Here is a 16437-nt window from a genome sequence, read left to right on the forward strand (position 1 = left end):
GCGACTAATCCAACGTAAGCAGCATTATTTTGTTCGCGCTGATACGTCCGTCATCAAATTTTTAGTCCCCAGCCATTTTTTACTGATGCATAAGTCTCGTGTGACATCGAGTACGAGCTTTTCTACGGCCATCGCAGCATTGGTCAACGGAATATTTTTGGAGGCGCACAAACTGACGGTGCGCGATAACTGCGCATCACTAATCGGGCAAGCGATCATTTCTCCACGTTCAATTTCTGCCAGCAAAGGCGACACCGGTAAAATTGTCGCCCCCATGTCGGCCAGAAGTGCGGATTTTAAAATCGCAATTGAAGTGATGTCAATGACGTGGTCGATACGCAAGCCTTGTGTTCTGACAACTTGCTCGATCCGCGGCCTGACGCCATGTTGAATGCTGGGTAAGATCAGCGGTACTTGAAGTGCCTTTTCCAAACTGATCGATTTTCGCTTGCAGGCAAATTGCGAATTTGCACGCGTGATGTACATCATCTCTTCTTCTACCAGCGCCGTCGTTGCAAAATTATTGAGCTGACCATCGTCAAACAAAATTGCCAGATTTAAGCGACCCGAACGCAATTGCTCGGTCAGATTGCCCGTCAATTCTTCGGTCAACTGAAACACGATATCCGGATACGCTGCTCGTACCGCTGTCAACAATGGAAACGCGAGAGCACCTGAAGCACTTTGCGGAATACCCAATGCCACGGTGCCGGTCGGTTTATCTGTCGATTGGACGACCGCCGATTTGGCATCGGTGACTTGCTTCAGAATCGCCAGCGCATGTTCATAGAAGACCTTACCCGCATCGGTGGCTTGCATCCCCTGAGCAGAACGATGCAAAAGGATCGCACCGAGTTCCTCTTCTAGTTGCTGCAATTGTTGTGTTAAAGCGGGTTGTACGATGTGTAAAACCTTGGCCGCGCGGGATAAGGAACCATGATCAACGATCGCAACAAAATAGCGTAACTGGCGCAGCTCCATGCTCTACTCCACAGGCTTAATGGCGCGTCGTTCTATCGACGACGACAAAATCAATGAGGTGGATGTCACACCGCAGCGAGCAAGGCTCGCAATGACACGCTCCAGTTCGCGGACGGACGGCGCAACAACCTTGACGATGACGCAATCTTCCCCGGTAATGGCGTGACACTCAATCACTTCTGGTACTTGCTCAGCAATTTTAAGAACAGGCATATCGCTCGAACGGCTGGCAATGCGCACAAAAGCCGTGATGCCGTAACCTAATGCTTCCGGATTCACATGCGCGTGATATCCCGTGATCACATTCGCCGCTTCCATGCGTTTAATCCGTTCCGCCACGGCTGGCTGGCTCAAATGAATACGACGGCCGATTTCAGCCAGCGTTACCCTGGCATCTGCCTGCAAAATATCGAGGATTTTGGCATCCATCAGGTCAAATTCTATCTTCATGGTAAAACCTCGATTTTTCAGTTGATTTAAACGAAATGTACCTGATTTACCTTGCTTTATCCATTCAAAATCGCATCCTACTCACATACACTGATAGTTCTCGCCTTTTATTCAGCACCCATTACCATGCGCCATTTGCCTCGTTCTGTCATTCTTGCCCTGCTTACTGTGTATATCGTTTGGGGCTCTACCTATTTTGCGATTCAGGTAGCACTCGAATCATTTCCACCACTGATGATGATAGGCACCCGTTTTGTCGCTGCCGGATCGATATTATTTGCATGGCAACTGTGGCGTGGTTCGCGCTTACCTAGCCTTCGCGAATGGCGCGATGGCGGCATCATTGGTATTTTAATGCTCGGCGGTGGAACGGGTTTGACGGCATGCGCTGAACAATACGTATCGTCTGGTTTAACAGCTGTTTTTATTGCCTGTTCGCCGATGATCTTGTCGGGCTTATCTGGTTTGTTTGGCGATTGGCCAAAACGCCGTGAATGGGTGGGGATTGTGTGCGGTTTTGCCGGTGCTGTTTTATTAGCGTCTGACAGCCAATTTTCTGCACAACCGGTCGGCATTATCCTGCTTTTGGCGGCGATCTTGTCTTGGGATGTTGGTTCGATTTTGTCGCAGAAAAAATTGAAAATGGCTGCAGGCGGCATGGGATTTGCGAGTGAAATGTTGATCGGCGGGATTTTTCTCGTCATCGCCAGCCTGATTGTCGGTGAACACGCAACAGGCGCCATCAGCTTTAATGCCATAGCAGCGTGGCTCTATCTGGTGACAGCCGGTTCACTGCTTGCATTTACAGCCTACATGTATTTACTCTCAAAAGTACATACTGGCTTAGCAGGAAGTTATGCGTACGTTAATCCAGTGATCGCTGTCGCACTAGGCGCCACTTTTGGCGGCGAGCTCATTTCTGGCAAAGCAATAGTCGCCATGGCAATCATCCTCGGCAGCGTCATCATGCTGACTACATCACGTCGACCAACAAAATAACCGGCGTATTTATTCTGAGAATGACATCGCGCTAAAAACAACGCATTAAAATTTTTACGAGAATGTTGACATCATCTGTCTCTGCAACTAGAGACAGATGGACTATGGTTCATAGTCTGCGTAAGTAGTCTACCAAGCGATTCCCCATCTAAGCCACCAACTAAGCCACCAACTAAGCCACCAACTAAGCGACCAACAACTCCACCATCGCACAAGAAAATTCGTCATAACCCTTGCTACCTACAGTTTGAATGGCGGTTGCGGTTAATCATGGATTGTTTGCCATTAAATCAAAAATCGCCGTACGCCAATCACATGCTTCAAAGGTCGTTGATTGTAGTAGCATTTTTACGCGGCGCGTAGCGACAAATGCCGGATATTGCAGTTCCGGATATTGTCTGAATGCGTCGATAGGAACTTACATTTCGAGTTCAATATGGCCATGAAATGGAACCTGTTTCCATCTCTCGAAAAATTCCAATACCGCATCATACAAATCTATTTGGGGATAAATAGAACGCAAATCCGGTGCATTCTGACCTCTGATCGAGCACGCGCTTTCCAGTCCAACTAAAAACTGATCTATATTAAAATCGCCGCTCCATAATTGCGCCTGCAAACTTTCGACGATGGCCTCTGCGTATATTGTTTGACGTACGTTTTTTTGATTTTGCACATCGTGCGATTGCTCCATCGCAAAAGCAATATCAGAACCTTTCGCGACTAAACCCAAAAAGCCATATTCATAACCCAACGCCGTTTCAACTACATAATGAATGAGATCATGGGGCAATATTCCTTGTCGCGGCATACTTGTTTTAGTTTCTGATCCGTCTTTTCGGATACAACGCAATGAATCGTATTTGTCCGCTTTTCCCTGTTTGGTTGCGATTAGTTTCATAGTACGGTTATCAATAAAATTTGTGGGGTTCTACATTTCCGGATTGTGCTACGAGCGCGCAGATGCAGCTCTATGCTCTATGCTCATGCTCTATGGCTGCTTCAAAATTATCGTAGGTCTGGTTTGTACACAAGCTCTGCCAACATCGCACTTAAGAGCTGATCAGTTTCACGAGATATAGTGCACGTGCTGTTGAATGGGCGTCTGTGGTCGGAAAGTGCACGCCGAAAGACACAATCTGAGGAGGAGTCGCCTCTGCGGAAAGATTTAATTCATAAAATACCGGTTCGCCGTCACTGGCGGTGGACGAGTACCGAACCTGACGAAATTTATGACCTTTAAGCGCGACTGTCTTGTGCACTGGGACTTCTAACTTAATACTTTCGCCGTCAGGAAAATTTGCGATCGGATGCATCGTTGAAAAACCACCAAGGCTTTCGGCGATTTTTTTCAGCGTGCGCTCTGTCGACAATGAATCTTGCACCAAACCTGGGGCAAACTTTGCCGTAGCATCTTTGAATTGCTGATGCATTAAAGCGTCGACAAACCCATCGGCAGCAGACCCCGGCGTGGGGACATCGGCGGCAACAGCATGGGCAGTGACCGACATGCCGATAATGAGAACGCAAGCGCCAATAAAATTAATTTTCATGGTCGTGAGTCCTTTCTTTGTTAATAAGTAAATATAATATACCAACTTCAGAGCAGAAGTTATTTACAATATCACCTTCGAATTTCATCACGGCTCTATTCGATGCATTCTTCCAACCGCCCCCATGCTGAATGTCTGAGCAACCGTGGGCTCCGCGGGGCCAAGATTGTTAACAACTCTGATCCATTCCGTCAAAATTTCGTCATCATTCTTCACGGTCATGAGAATAGCCCAACTTTCAACCCACCCTCCTTGCTCATCGCCGCTCGCATTAATGGCAATTGCGGTGGCATTTGTACTGTAGCGCATGATCTTGAAGCTATCTGGCATGACTTCAATCCATTTCCCGCTTTCCAATAAGAATACTTTTGCGGTCCAGCCATCCACCATTACTCGAAGGTTGACATCGTCAGATACGGGAGGTTTTGTCGGGTCAGGTGATGTTAGAGGTTCCCGCTTCTTTAACGTGTCCTCCCATTGCCCATCTAACACCTTGTCAATCGGGCGCGCGAATCGGAGCTTCTGAGACTCGATGTCATTTTTCGGTATTGCTGCGCATCCTCCGAAGGCACTTAGAACAAAAATGGCATACAGAAAGAATCGCGAATGAAACATATATTTAAAATTCCTCTCGTCGAGATTAATGAAAATGACCACTGAAATGTCGTTTTTTACCGATTGCAGTCAGCGGATGAAATACGAACCATATTGATCCTGTACGCGCGTAATCCGATTGTGCCGATTTACATTAATGTTTTATCTGCGACTCGCAAACTAATGCATCGTCTAATCCATTTTGATTTCGGCCGACGTCATCAATGTGTGTCACACGTTTCCGATGCGATAGGTAGACCACAGATGACGGATAATCCAAATAAATGTCGAACTCAAAAAAATTCGGCAATATCGTTGGCATACTCTTGTTGCAGATCCCCATTCGCGACCAAATTGTCGTACAGACAAACTTGATTGCGCCCATGTGATTTTGCGTAATATAAAGCCTGATCTGCGCGACCGACGATTGCTACTGCAGGTTCAAACGTGTCAATACGCGAGAAGCCAACGCTGATGGTGATCTGACCAACCTGCGGAAAAGAATATTGCTCGACACGTTGACGGAAATTCTCAAAGATTTCCTGCGCATTTTCTAAGCTCGTTGCGTGCAATAAAATTAGAAATTCTTCGCCGCCAAAACGGAATAAATGATCGTCGGACTGGAATGATTCACGCATTAAATTGGCAATCAAGATGAGTACTTCATCACCATATAAGTGGCCAAACTGATCATTCACCCGCTTAAAATGATCAATATCGGCGACGGCCAACCAGTGTTGATGCACTGTTTCCAGCTCGGTCTCTGCTTGCAGAACTTGTGTTAATGCACTTTCCAGAACAGTCTGACCTGAGTTCAACCGCAATAACTTGGTATAACTGTCATCAAAAGTTTTTCTGTTTAGCAAACCAGTCAGCGAGTCGCACTCATTGTAGTCAAGCAAAGCATGGAAATTTTTGTACACAATCAGCATGCCATTCACAACTTCTAAGGTATTGATATTTTTCTTAGTGGGATGACGTAGTCGTATGACTGATTCCAGTTGCCCTTCATTCCACAACAAGACGTCGATCAAGGTGACGCCATCGCTGAGGATCTCCACCATCGACAGGCGCTCAGCGATTGCGGTTTGCAGTTGCGTAAACTCTGGCGAATTGCCAGAGAGAGGGAATTTTTCAGCATGCTCGATGGCGTCGACGGTGGTCGTAGTGATATGCACTTTGGGACAAAGTAAAATACCTTGGTCGCTTTTTGTCAGCTCAAATACCCTTGCAGATTCCGCATCGAGTATTTCACGCAGTGACGAGGCAATTGAAATATTGAGCAAATCATGGTCACGATAGCCAGTCATTTTAACCAAATGCTTGATAATGGATTCCATGTTCAAGATCCCTGCAATAAGCTCAAAGAATGTTCTAAGGGAGAAGGCTGAATAACCCACCCGCAACACGTTACTGACCAAATTAAACTCTCTGGACTAACACTGACCGATCCGGACAAGTGGTGAATTTCATTTAATGCTACGATCCAGTTTAGCAAATAATGATAGGCTTATAAGATTCTCATATCCAAGAAAATAAGTGAAGAAAATTATTTAAATAACCAGACAATGAATCATAATATTCACTAAAGTTATTCCCGCTATTCTCCTTCACCTCTGAGATCAGGACATTCCAATGCGAGCTTCTTGTCGTCGACTCTTTTTTACCACTTTACTCCTATGCATAGGTGCAAACAATAGTGTTTTTGCACACACGGTGGTAACAGTCACAGATAACAGCGGACAAACCGTACCCGATGCGGTTGTCTACGCTGAGCCAGAATTTGCCATCAGTAATAGCAAACCAGAAGCGGCGGTAATAGAACAGAAAAATAAGACGTTCATTCCTCTGGTCACTGTTGTTCAGACAGGAGCGACGATTTCTTTCCCAAATAACGATACCGTGAAACATCAGGCCTATTCGTTTTCACCGGCAAAAACGTTTGAATTAAAACTGTACTCTGGCAAACCGACTGCACCACTGCTTTTTGACAAGGCTGGAACGGTGACGGTAGGGTGTAATATTCACGACCAGATGCTGGCGTATATTCACGTAGTCAATACGCCTTTTTTTGCGAAGACCGATGTGCAAGGCAATGCCACACTACCCGCGTTGCCAGCAGGCAAATACGCCCTCAAAGTCTGGCATTATCTGCAAGCACCAGGCAGTGAGCCGCAATCTCAAGCACTCGTCGTCGCAAAAGAAGTACCATCGATCTCAGTACGTCTGAATTTCAAGCAACGATAAGCAAAAAAGTTTCTTAAATTGAATCAATTTGCGTTAAATTAAGCCGAGCTTAGTGAGTTTGGTTAGTTTGGTTAGTTTGGTTAGTCTTGGTAGCCTTATAAACGTTATTTGGTGAGCCGCAATATGCCTCCCAAATATCAATGAATTGGCAAAAAATTGCCCTTTACGTTTGAAGAAAGAGAAAAAATGCGTTTGCGCAGTCTGGAAAGCCGTGTCGTGACTTTATTTATCAGCCTCCTGCTTGGCTTGCAGCTGGCTGGCTACGTGTTTATCGACCGCGCCATTGACAACAACGCACTCTCCTCCATTGAGAGTAGCCTGGCTATTAATGAGAAAATCTTTGCCCGCCTCTTAGATCAGAATGCGCAAAAGCTCATTGAAGGCGCGACCCTGCTGTCAAAGGACTATGCATTTCGGCAAGCAATCGGTACGAATGACACGCAAACCATGGTGTCTGCATTACTCAATCATGGCGACCGAATTAAAGCCGACCTGACCATGGTAGTCGGACTCGACGGTAAAATTGTCGTCGCCAGTAGCGACACACTGGCACACGGATTCCAGCAAACGGTTGATAATTTGATCAAAAGTGCAGCGCAAAACGGCAATGCCTCAAGCACCGATATTGTGAACGGTAAGCCATACCAAATGGTGATGGTGCCGGTAAAAGCACCATTGACGATTAGTTGGGTCGCCATGGCGATCCCCATCGATCAGACACTCGTCAATGACATGCGTGAACTGTCATTAATGCAAATCAGTCTGCTCACATCCAAGAATGACGGACCATGGCAACCTAACGTCTCCACCTTAGATGCGCAGGAAGAAAGTAAATTAGCGAAACTGTTACCTGCACAAATTAAGGCTTCAACCTTTATCCGCGATCTGATGATTGACGACGATCGCTACAGCGCCAGGATACTGCCACTCGCAAAAAATGATAAAAGTACGACAATCGCGGTATTGCAACTTTCCATTAGCCACGCCATTGCTCCCTATAAGCAACTACAAAGAAATCTACTGATCTTAACGATCCTCGGTGGCATTGTTGCCAGTATTTTTAGTGCAATCACAGCTCGCAGAATAACCGGTCCCGTCAGGCAATTAGCAGAAACAGCCCGTCGCTTAGGTACTGGCGACTACAAAACGACCATCGATATTCAACGCAATGATGAAATTGGCGACCTGGCCAATAGTTTTTCGCATATGCGTGACGCCATTGCCCACCGTGAAAAAGAAATCAGCCGGCTGGCTTACTGGGACACGCTCACCAACTTACCCAATCGTGCCCTATTTACAGAAATGCTGGATGAAGCCATTGCGCAAGCAAAATCGCGTGTCACACCCTGTTTTGTTTTGATGATGGATCTAGATCGGTTCAAGCATGTCAATGACATCATGGGGCACCGGTTTGGTGATTTATTACTGAAACAGGTGGCTCTCAGACTCAGTGCAGAACTGGGTGCCGGCAATACCAAACCTGCGCGACTAGGGGGTGACGAGTTTGCTATTTTGTTGCCGGCAACGTCGGCCGACCAGGCACAACAGCTTGCTATTAAGATCTTAGAATCCTTAGAAAAGCCGATTTCCATCGAAGATCAGACGGTTGACATCAGCGCCGGCATTGGCATTGCGGGTTACCCCGAGCATGCCAGCGACACCGCGAGTTTGCTGAGTCACACGGAAGTCGCTATGTATGCGGCAAAACAAGCCAAAAACGGCCCTGTCACCTACTCGCCAGCGATTGACAAATCGAGTCAGCAAAGTTTGTCCTTATTGACGGATATGCGGACCGCATTGGAGCAAAATCAATTCCAATTGTACGTCCAACCAAAGTTAGACCTTCTCACCAATCAAGTGATTGCGGTGGAATGTCTGGTGCGCTGGGTACATCCCGATAAAGGGACGATATTTCCTGATCAATTCATCCCTTTCGCCGAACAAACCGGGTTTATTCGCCAGCTCACACGCTGGGTCATGAATGCTGCCGCTGAAAGTTGCAATGCCTGGAACAATGCTGGCATCAAGATCAAGATATCGGTCAACATCTCAACACGGGATTTATTGGATCAGGAATTACCGCAAAAGTTTGCGGAAATCCTGCGCTTACACCAGGTTCAACCGCAATCATTTTGCTTAGAAATTACGGAAAGCGCGATTATGGACGACCCTGTGCGCGCTCAGCAAACGCTGGATAAGCTGCATGCAATGGGAATGGAATTATCGATCGATGATTTTGGCACTGGTTATTCATCGCTCGCTTACTTAAAGCGTTTGCCGGTTGACGAGTTAAAAATCGATAAATCTTTTGTTTTAAAGATGGAACAAGACATTGACGACACGAAGATCGTCAAATCCACCATTGATCTCGGTCACAACATGGGATTAAGAGTGGTCGCCGAAGGAATAGAAAATGCGGAAGTCATGGCGTTACTGAAGGATCTCGGTTGTGATCAGGCACAAGGCTATTTTATCAGCCGACCAATGCCAGCCAGCAAAATGCCAGAATGGCTGCATCAGTGGCAAAACCAACAACAGCAACAAGGCGGTTAAAGTTCAGCCAGCATGAAACAAAGACACCGTCTTGCGGTCACGCTTACGGTTGTACATGCGGCTATCGGCGATTTTGATGAGCCGCACATAATCATCGCCATCTTCCGGAAAACTTGCCCACCCAATGGAAGCACCAATCGTAACCACCGCATGCTCAAGGGCAATGGGCTCCTCCACCAATGTGGATATTTTTTCCACCATATTGTGAATGTCGATAGAATTTTTGGTATCTTTTAAGAGCAATACAAATTCATCGCCGCCATACCGTGCGACTTCATCGGTATCTCGAATCGCGGATCGCAGACGAGCCGCTGTGATCACCAAAACCTTGTCGCCCGCATCATGGCCGTAGTTGTCATTGACGTTTTTAAAACGATCCAGGTCAACAAAAAGGAGTGTAAATCCCAAGTTTGATTCCGGCTGCTCCTTTGCGGTCTTTTGCAAATAGTTAATCTGCACAAACAAGGACTCACGATTGGCAACTTGCGTGAGCTTATCAAAGCGCAGTTTGTTTTCCATTTCATTCAAGGTTTGTGCCAGGATACCAATCTCGTCGCTACGACGGATTTCTAACTTCGGCATAGGCTCACCATTGCCAAATTTTTTCGCCGCCGCCGTCAATTTCCGGATGTCCCGAATCACTCTTTCGACGATAGTAAGACCGATAGTCAGAGCAAAAATAATACAGGCAACGGCGATAACAACACTTTGTAAGAAGCCTTGATTAATACTACTCATAAAATCAGCACGTGGCACCGCAACTATTGTCTGCCAATGCAAACCCTGTTTATTGCCTAGTGGAGAAATTGCCAGATCCACCGTTCCTATCGGTAATTCAAAAGCGCGCGTTTCTGCTGCTTTGATATTCAATTTGCGCAAACGGCTAAAGGTGCTGCTAATCAATGTCGTCTTCATATCGACTGCGCGCATACGTTCAGGCATCCCGTTAACGATGCGTTCAGGAATTTCGTTCCCCGACGTCGCGACAATATAGCCTTCTTCATCCACGATATAGGCAACGCTATTTTTACTAATCTCGAGTTTACGCAAAAAACTCGACAACTCTTTTAAGGTCACATCGGTCGCCACCACGCCGGCAAACGTATGATTACGCTCAAATACGGCCTTTGCCAACGTAATGGTTGGATAATGAAAGGAAAAATTATTATAAATACTTGACCACACCGGCGTTTCTGAGTGCATCGCGATTTGATACCAAGGGCGTTTTCGCGGATCAAAGGCGTCGGTTCTGATCAGCTGAGAACGGTCGCCAACGCCGCCGACTTTATACACGTAACGAATTTGATCAGTCGGTTCGCGCCAAAACAATTGCACATCACTCGGCGAAATCCGATAAACACCAATGAAGCGGCCATCTTTACCACCAAAATAGACGTAATTATTTACGTCCATAAATAAACCGCTGGCAGCCCAAAATTTTTCTTCCAGGGTCAATAAATTAGGTGAAAATTCGTATTCTTTAGGGAGTTGATTTGCGCTGGGGGCAATCGATTCCAGCGCCGTCAGCGCACCATCCAGGTGCTTTTCCGTCGCGGTATTAATGCGATTGACCATATCTACCAGAATCCGTTTCGTCAGCGAATAGACTGCATCCGTACCGGCTTTCATCGATACCCAACCAATCGCAACAGATACCCCAATGACCAGAGCGGTAATTGGGATAACCAGTTCGCGACGTAACGATGAACGATTCATAGAGGAACTAAAGATTTCACTTGAAAAGAATTTACTGGTTGGAGCGATGATTCGCCTTTATTCTCAAAAACAGACGTAATACCAAAATACCAAATTAACAAAGCGGTGCGCTGAACGCAATTTGAATGTTTCGTTCAAATAATCGAAAATTGTACGAAGATAAGCGAATTCAGTTCCCAAAAGCAAGACCCATTATGGTTCGTGAATTGCCCCCTCAAAGCCAGAAACCATAGATTCCCTCTGGGAATAACAGTTCCGTATGGCACCACATGGAGGAAAATTATTCGCAACATTTTTTTGCATCATTAAAAAAACAACACCTTATTACTTTTTTACCACTTTTATTTTTGCATCGATAAGCAGATAAAATGCCAGCATCGTCGGTGAAGTTCGCTATTTCCAGTGGCGTACCGTAAAAAGGCAATTAGGTGCAATTTACATAAGAATTTTTTAGCAAAACGCGTACAAATCGACTACCTTGTTTACGATCCTATCGGTAGTACAAAAATTGCTATTAACGTCTGTCAAAAGAATCAGTAATTGTCTGAAATTACAAACTGTTTTGTGGTTTTTTGTGCGCTATTGTTCAAGCAAAAAAATCGAAAATATTGACTTGCGGTAACATATCGAATTCTATTGGCAGCTCCTCGCACACCTAAATATGACAATCAAATTTACACTGCGCCCCGCTCTACTATCAACATGCATTGGGATCTGGCTTGCTGGCTTCGCGATGCAAGCGACCAATGCACAGGTCGTCCCCGTACCCGATCAAGGCAAGCTCTTAGCAACGGCGGGCGTGTCACAAGTGGAAGGTGCGGGCGGCGGCGGATTGGTGCCGTGGGCAGTTACCACGGGTTATGGTAGTGAAGACAGTTACGGATTCAACGCGCATATAACGCAATTAAATACGCAGGATTACCAACTTAACACCCACGGTATTGCCATCGGCTTGTGCGACAAACTGGAACTATCACTCGCGAAGCAAGAGTTCAGTGGCAGCCTCGCGCCTTTGAACAAGTTAAAACTGAGTCAAGACATTGTCGGCGTCAAGTTGAAGATATCGGGCGATCTGGTCGGTGATCAAGACAATTGGCAACCTCAAATAGCACTAGGCGCCTTATTCAAACGAGATCAGGGCGTCACAGGTCTTGAGACGCTTGGCGTGTCCCGGGTAACCCAGCTGGGTGCGAAACGTGACCAGGGAACGGACTACTATATTTCGGCAACCAAGCTATTTTTAGCGCAAGGTTTGTTGCTCAATGGCACGGTCCGGCTTACGAAAGCGAACCAGATGGGTTTGCTCGGCTTTGGTGGCGATCTCCATGACCGTTACCAACCCATGGCGGAAGCGTCAGCGGCGTATTTACTCAACCGCAAACTTGCAATTGGCCTGGAATATCGCCAAAAACCGAACAACCTGAGTATCGATCACGAGAAAGCGTATTACGATGGATTTCTCGCCTGGTTTCCAAATAAAAATGTGTCTGTGACGATGGCCTATGTCGATGTGGGAGACATCACCGTCTTTAATCCCAAAAATCAGCATGGATGGTACTTATCTGTGCAAATAGGCAACTAAACAAGAAGGCAACGACAATATGAAAATTTCTTCCATGCGATTAATAAACGTTGCCCTTGTCAGCGCTGTCACTGTGAGTTGGAGCATGGCGTTATTCGTCACGCCCGCTTCTGCACAGGCTGCAACGTTGTACGATGAGCTGGGACAACAAGGCGGCATCAGTAAGATTGTCGATGAGACAGTAACGCTGGTTCTCGCCGATGAACGCATCAAAACGTCTTTTAAGGACACTAACATCAAACGTTTTTCTAAGTTACTCAAAGAGCAATTTTGCGTCGTGGCCGGTGGTCCTTGTGAGTACAGTGGCGACGAAATGAAGATCGTTCATGAAAAATTAGGTGTCACAAGCGCTCATTTTAATGCCCTCGCAGAAGACCTGCAGTTAGCCATGGAAAAATGCAACATTCCGTTTTCCGTTCAAAATAAATTCATCGCCAAACTAGCGCCGATGAAAAGAGATATAGTGACGGGCAAATAAAAGTTTTATGGCATCCGAAATCTGGGATCATCGTTCTCAACCATAGTAAGAATGGTGGTGGCCAAGTATTTTGGCAAAAATGTGCGACGAACGAAACATTCGTTCGTTTTAGTGGTCTGATCTGCTTTGATTCCGGAGTCGTACCTATGAAACGTTTTATGTTAGCGTCTGTCCTCGCAGTTGTTTTTTCAAATTCAGCCTTCGCCGAAGACGCCTTAAAAACTGCCATCGATAATCCACAACGCACACCAGAAAATGTCAGCCGCGACGTTTATCGACACCCTTACGAAACCTTGCGTTTTTTTGGCATTCGTCCTGATATGAAGGTCGTAGAACTGGCACCGGGGAACGCTTGGTACACTGAAATTCTGGCGCCCTATTTACGTCCGAATGGCCTGATGATTGCGACAGCGAATGATCCAGCGTCAGACAACGAACAATTCAAACGTGGCTATCTGCGTTTCAAACAAAAATTGGACGCACGACCAGACATGTTCGATAAAGTGGTGCTTGGCGTGTTTCAGCCGCCATCAAATATTCATTATGCAGCCAATAACAGCGTCGATATGGTGCTGACATTTCGCAATATTCACAATTGGATAGCGAATGAAAATGGCAGCGTTAAAGCCGTGTTTCAGTCCGCCTTCGATGCCTTGAAGCCAGGTGGCGTGTTTGGCGTGGTTGAACATCGCCTGCCAGAAAATAAACAGCAAGACGACAAAGCCTCCAGTGGTTATGTCCACGAAACTTACGTCATACAAATGGCGCAAAGCGTAGGTTTTAAGCTCGCGGGCAAAGCGGAAATCAACGCCAATCCTAAAGACAATGCCGACCATGAAGGTGGTGTCTGGGCATTGCCACCAACGTATGCAAATAAAGAAAACAACAAGGCAGCGTATCAAGCCATCGGTGAGAGTGATAGGATGACCTTGAAATTCATCAAGCCTTGACGCACCTTAGCAGCTCGAATGTTTTCCAGTCTCCAACGAGGTTGATCCCGCACCAAACAGGAGCATCGTATGTCAATAACGTCCACTTTCCAGTGTTGTTTTATAGCGCTAAGTATGGGCTTAAGTTTTTCTGCCGCCGCTGAAGATACCTACAAGATCGACCCCGAACATACGTTTAGTAGTTTTGAATATCAGCATTGGGGTTTATCGACACAACGTGGACGTTTTGATAAAAATACTGGCAGCATCAGTTTAGATAGCGAAACAAAAAGTGGCTCCATCAATATCGAGATCGACGCCACGTCAGTCAATACGGGATCTGCCACGTTTGATCGCGCGATGCGTTCATCGAATTTTTTTGATACTGACACCCATCCGAAAATTAGCTTCGTGTCGGATAAACTGTTGTTTAATAATGACAAACTGACGCAAGTCTTGGGCAAACTCACGATCAAGGACACGACGCTGCCAGTGACAATCGAAGTCATGCACTTTAATTGCAGGTTTATGATTCTGTACATGAAGCAGGCGTGCGGGGCAAATGGCTATACCAAAATACTCCGTAGTGACTATAAAGTCGGGCGCTATGTGCCTTTCGTTAGCGATGAAGTCACATTATATTTGAATGTTGAAGCCATCAAAGAATGAGACCGCAGCAGCGATCTCATTCTTCTTCTAAGCTTTGATTGACACGTAGTAATCAATATGGAGCTTAAGTTGGTGCTTAAGTTGGTGCTTAATATGCACCCATATAGTCTTTTTTACCGAGTTCGACACCGTTATGACGCAGGATGGCGTAAGTGGTTGTCACATGGAAAAAGAATTGTGGCAGGCCATAATTGAACAAATAAGCATGACCGCTCAATTTTTTCTCTTTAGGCGTTCCTGGGCGCAGGATGATTTCACGGTCTTCGCTCCCGTCAAAATGCGCAGCATCCAATGACTGGATAAATACTTTGGTTTTGGCGATACGTGCGTGCAAATCGGCAAAACTTTGCTCATTATCTTCATACGCTGGCAAATCGGCGGCGGCCAGTCGACCAGCAATTCCCTTAGCAAAATCAGCGGCTATTTGCACCTGGCGTACTAAGGCGAACATATCTGGAAACAAGCGTGATTGCAGAAAAACTTCAGGTGCAATATTCTTTTCTTTGGCGTGCGCCTCGCCTTTGCTCAACACGTCGCTCAAACTATCCAGCATTTGAATCAATACGGGGACGGATGCTGTGTACATAGAAATTGCCATTTTTACTCTCCATTGGTTACGACAAATGATCGGGATAAAAAGTGATCAGGCTAAACTTAGCGGGCTTGATTATAGAGCCTGCCGGGTTTTTGCGTGGGAGGCGGCAAAATTGTCGCGAAATGCTGGTGATGCGCAGCGTTCAGGCTACATCGAGATAAGCAAAATATGAACAACCTCTGGTGCTCACTGATGCAACTGGTGCGACTGGTGCGACTGGTGCGAAAGCTGAGAATGATGCGAATAATGTCATTAAAACAAAGAATAAAAAAGCCAGTTCACACACAGAACTGGCTTTTTTACTATTGATGACAAGGCTACTTAGAAGCGATAGCCAACACCGACACCAACCAACAATGGATCAACTTTAACATTAGATACTTTCGTACCATTGGCATACAAATCACTACGAATTTGTACTTTTTTCACGTCCAGATTCAAAGACCAGTTTTTGTCTAGTTTGAAATCAACGCCAGCTTGCAAAGCGAAACCAAAGCTATGGTTGTCGAGATCGAGACCTGCTGGCAAGTTCACGTCAGAAATACGAGTGTAGTTCACGCCTGCACCAAGGTAAGGATTGATTTTTGCTTCTGGAGCGAAATGGTATTGTGCAGTTAATGTCGGTGGCAAATGTTTGAAACTACCAATAGTAGTGCCATCCAATTGGACATTATGTTTTTGCGGATAAGTCAAAATCAATTCTGCAGACCAGTTTGGTGTGACGAAGTAAGAAAAATCGACTTCAGGAATGGTTTTAGTGCTGACGGTAACACGATCCGCTGCGCCTACGCCGCCGATAGGATCAGAGCCATTTGCTGGGCTGATGTTGACAACACGTGCGCGCACCAACCATGGGCTTTGACCATCATCCGCCATAGCTTGTGTTGCTGTAAAACCAACTGTTGCCAAAGAGAGAGCGAGGATTACTTTTTTCATTTTAATTTCCTTTTGGGGTTTCGAATTAAGATGAGCAAAGTGTAGTTCCGCACTGCAGCGAGCAATTTGAGCTACATCAAGTTTGGTGCAAGGCACAATTTTTCCTAAAATTTGCCAAAATGCGCCGCTCAATGTCGGCTTGAGGTATCCTTGCA

At 46.0% G+C, this 16437-nt stretch carries 16 protein-coding genes; 7 read left to right on the forward strand and 9 right to left on the reverse strand.

Going from position 1 to position 16437, the window contains the following annotated elements:
• Nucleotides 1-24: 24 nt before the first annotated feature.
• Entirely contained in the window at nt 25-981 is a 957-nt protein-coding gene (locus ACO0K1_RS05990; protein ID WP_423023713.1) for a LysR substrate-binding domain-containing protein, read from the reverse strand.
• A 3-nt stretch (nt 982-984) separates the two neighbouring features.
• Complete coding sequence (locus ACO0K1_RS05995; protein WP_423023715.1) at nt 985-1431, reverse strand: Lrp/AsnC family transcriptional regulator; 447 nt, start codon at nt 1429-1431, stop codon at nt 985-987.
• Nucleotides 1432-1557: 126 nt separating this feature from the next.
• On the opposite strand from ACO0K1_RS05995, the gene yedA reads away from it, so the two are divergent.
• The gene (gene yedA / locus ACO0K1_RS06000; protein WP_423023717.1) at nt 1558-2430 is read left to right on the forward strand and encodes a drug/metabolite exporter YedA; all 873 of its coding nucleotides are present in this window, start codon (nt 1558-1560) and stop codon (nt 2428-2430) included.
• 418 nt (nt 2431-2848) lie between these two features.
• Here the strand turns inward: yedA and ACO0K1_RS06005 are convergent, their stop codons facing one another.
• The 4 genes from ACO0K1_RS06005 to ACO0K1_RS06020 form a co-directional block, all read right to left on the reverse strand.
• Nucleotides 2849-3331, reverse strand: a complete 483-nt coding sequence (locus ACO0K1_RS06005; RefSeq protein ID WP_423023719.1) for a hypothetical protein — start codon at nt 3329-3331, stop codon at nt 2849-2851.
• 151 nt (nt 3332-3482) lie between these two features.
• Entirely contained in the window at nt 3483-3983 is a 501-nt protein-coding gene (locus tag ACO0K1_RS06010; RefSeq protein ID WP_423023721.1) for a hypothetical protein, read from the reverse strand.
• Between the two features lie 87 nt (nt 3984-4070).
• Entirely contained in the window at nt 4071-4598 is a 528-nt protein-coding gene (locus ACO0K1_RS06015) for a hypothetical protein (protein WP_423023723.1), read from the reverse strand.
• A 272-nt stretch (nt 4599-4870) separates the two neighbouring features.
• The gene (locus tag ACO0K1_RS06020) at nt 4871-5917 is read right to left on the reverse strand and encodes a GGDEF domain-containing protein (RefSeq protein WP_423023725.1); all 1047 of its coding nucleotides are present in this window, start codon (nt 5915-5917) and stop codon (nt 4871-4873) included.
• Between the two features lie 295 nt (nt 5918-6212).
• Here ACO0K1_RS06020 and ACO0K1_RS06025 point away from each other — a divergent pair, with 295 nt between their 5' ends.
• Nucleotides 6213-6824: a methylamine utilization protein gene (locus ACO0K1_RS06025; RefSeq protein WP_423023727.1), complete on the forward strand. Its 612-nt coding sequence runs from the start codon at nt 6213-6215 to the stop codon at nt 6822-6824.
• Between the two features lie 186 nt (nt 6825-7010).
• The gene (locus ACO0K1_RS06030; protein ID WP_423023729.1) at nt 7011-9377 is read left to right on the forward strand and encodes an EAL domain-containing protein; all 2367 of its coding nucleotides are present in this window, start codon (nt 7011-7013) and stop codon (nt 9375-9377) included.
• A 3-nt stretch (nt 9378-9380) separates the two neighbouring features.
• On the opposite strand, the gene ACO0K1_RS06035 is transcribed toward ACO0K1_RS06030, so the two are convergent.
• The gene (locus ACO0K1_RS06035; RefSeq protein ID WP_423023731.1) at nt 9381-11093 is read right to left on the reverse strand and encodes a diguanylate cyclase domain-containing protein; all 1713 of its coding nucleotides are present in this window, start codon (nt 11091-11093) and stop codon (nt 9381-9383) included.
• A gap of 733 nt (nt 11094-11826) precedes the next feature.
• On the opposite strand from ACO0K1_RS06035, the gene ACO0K1_RS06040 reads away from it, so the two are divergent.
• The 4 genes from ACO0K1_RS06040 (at nt 11827) to ACO0K1_RS06055 (ending at nt 14751) form a co-directional block, all read left to right on the forward strand.
• Entirely contained in the window at nt 11827-12675 is an 849-nt protein-coding gene (locus ACO0K1_RS06040; protein ID WP_423023856.1) for a DUF3034 family protein, read from the forward strand.
• A 19-nt stretch (nt 12676-12694) separates the two neighbouring features.
• Nucleotides 12695-13153, forward strand: a complete 459-nt coding sequence (locus ACO0K1_RS06045; protein WP_423023733.1) for a group I truncated hemoglobin — start codon at nt 12695-12697, stop codon at nt 13151-13153.
• Nucleotides 13154-13299: 146 nt separating this feature from the next.
• On the forward strand, nt 13300-14103 hold the full coding sequence (locus ACO0K1_RS06050) for a class I SAM-dependent methyltransferase (protein ID WP_423023735.1): 804 nt from the start codon (nt 13300-13302) through the stop codon (nt 14101-14103).
• 69 nt (nt 14104-14172) lie between these two features.
• A complete protein-coding gene (locus ACO0K1_RS06055) occupies nt 14173-14751 on the forward strand; it encodes a YceI family protein (protein ID WP_423023737.1) in 579 nt (192 codons plus the stop codon).
• 88 nt (nt 14752-14839) lie between these two features.
• Here the strand turns inward: ACO0K1_RS06055 and ACO0K1_RS06060 are convergent, their stop codons facing one another.
• Both ACO0K1_RS06060 and ACO0K1_RS06065 read right to left on the reverse strand, forming a co-directional pair.
• Nucleotides 14840-15349, reverse strand: a complete 510-nt coding sequence (locus ACO0K1_RS06060) for a DUF1993 domain-containing protein (protein ID WP_423023739.1) — start codon at nt 15347-15349, stop codon at nt 14840-14842.
• 318 nt (nt 15350-15667) lie between these two features.
• Nucleotides 15668-16282 (reverse strand): OmpW/AlkL family protein, encoded by a 615-nt coding sequence (locus ACO0K1_RS06065; RefSeq protein ID WP_423023741.1) that lies wholly within the window; start codon nt 16280-16282, stop codon nt 15668-15670.
• Between the last annotated feature and the right edge of the window lie 155 nt (nt 16283-16437).

Source organism: Undibacterium sp. SXout20W, assembly GCF_049340285.1.
Classification (GTDB): Bacteria; Pseudomonadota; Gammaproteobacteria; order Burkholderiales; family Burkholderiaceae_D; genus Undibacterium.

Bases quoted from the DNA above. Each gene is read 5' to 3' on its own strand.
- ACO0K1_RS06055 (WP_423023737.1), top strand. From the start codon at position 14,173: ATGTCAATAACGTCCACTTTCCAGTGTTGTTTTATAGCGCTAAGTATG.
- ACO0K1_RS06035 (WP_423023731.1), bottom strand. From the start codon at position 11,093: ATGAATCGTTCATCGTTACGTCGCGAACTGGTTATCCCAATTACCGCT.
- ACO0K1_RS06030 (WP_423023729.1), top strand. From the start codon at position 7,011: ATGCGTTTGCGCAGTCTGGAAAGCCGTGTCGTGACTTTATTTATCAGC.
- ACO0K1_RS06050 (WP_423023735.1), top strand. From the start codon at position 13,300: ATGAAACGTTTTATGTTAGCGTCTGTCCTCGCAGTTGTTTTTTCAAAT.
- yedA (WP_423023717.1), top strand. From the start codon at position 1,558: ATGCGCCATTTGCCTCGTTCTGTCATTCTTGCCCTGCTTACTGTGTAT.
- ACO0K1_RS05990 (WP_423023713.1), bottom strand. From the start codon at position 981: ATGGAGCTGCGCCAGTTACGCTATTTTGTTGCGATCGTTGATCATGGT.
- ACO0K1_RS05995 (WP_423023715.1), bottom strand. From the start codon at position 1,431: ATGAAGATAGAATTTGACCTGATGGATGCCAAAATCCTCGATATTTTG.
- ACO0K1_RS06060 (WP_423023739.1), bottom strand. From the start codon at position 15,349: ATGGCAATTTCTATGTACACAGCATCCGTCCCCGTATTGATTCAAATG.
- ACO0K1_RS06065 (WP_423023741.1), bottom strand. From the start codon at position 16,282: ATGAAAAAAGTAATCCTCGCTCTCTCTTTGGCAACAGTTGGTTTTACA.
- ACO0K1_RS06015 (WP_423023723.1), bottom strand. From the start codon at position 4,598: ATGTTTCATTCGCGATTCTTTCTGTATGCCATTTTTGTTCTAAGTGCC.
- ACO0K1_RS06020 (WP_423023725.1), bottom strand. From the start codon at position 5,917: ATGGAATCCATTATCAAGCATTTGGTTAAAATGACTGGCTATCGTGAC.
- ACO0K1_RS06045 (WP_423023733.1), top strand. From the start codon at position 12,695: ATGAAAATTTCTTCCATGCGATTAATAAACGTTGCCCTTGTCAGCGCT.
- ACO0K1_RS06010 (WP_423023721.1), bottom strand. From the start codon at position 3,983: ATGAAAATTAATTTTATTGGCGCTTGCGTTCTCATTATCGGCATGTCG.
- ACO0K1_RS06005 (WP_423023719.1), bottom strand. From the start codon at position 3,331: ATGAAACTAATCGCAACCAAACAGGGAAAAGCGGACAAATACGATTCA.
- ACO0K1_RS06040 (WP_423023856.1), top strand. From the start codon at position 11,827: ATGCAAGCGACCAATGCACAGGTCGTCCCCGTACCCGATCAAGGCAAG.
- ACO0K1_RS06025 (WP_423023727.1), top strand. From the start codon at position 6,213: ATGCGAGCTTCTTGTCGTCGACTCTTTTTTACCACTTTACTCCTATGC.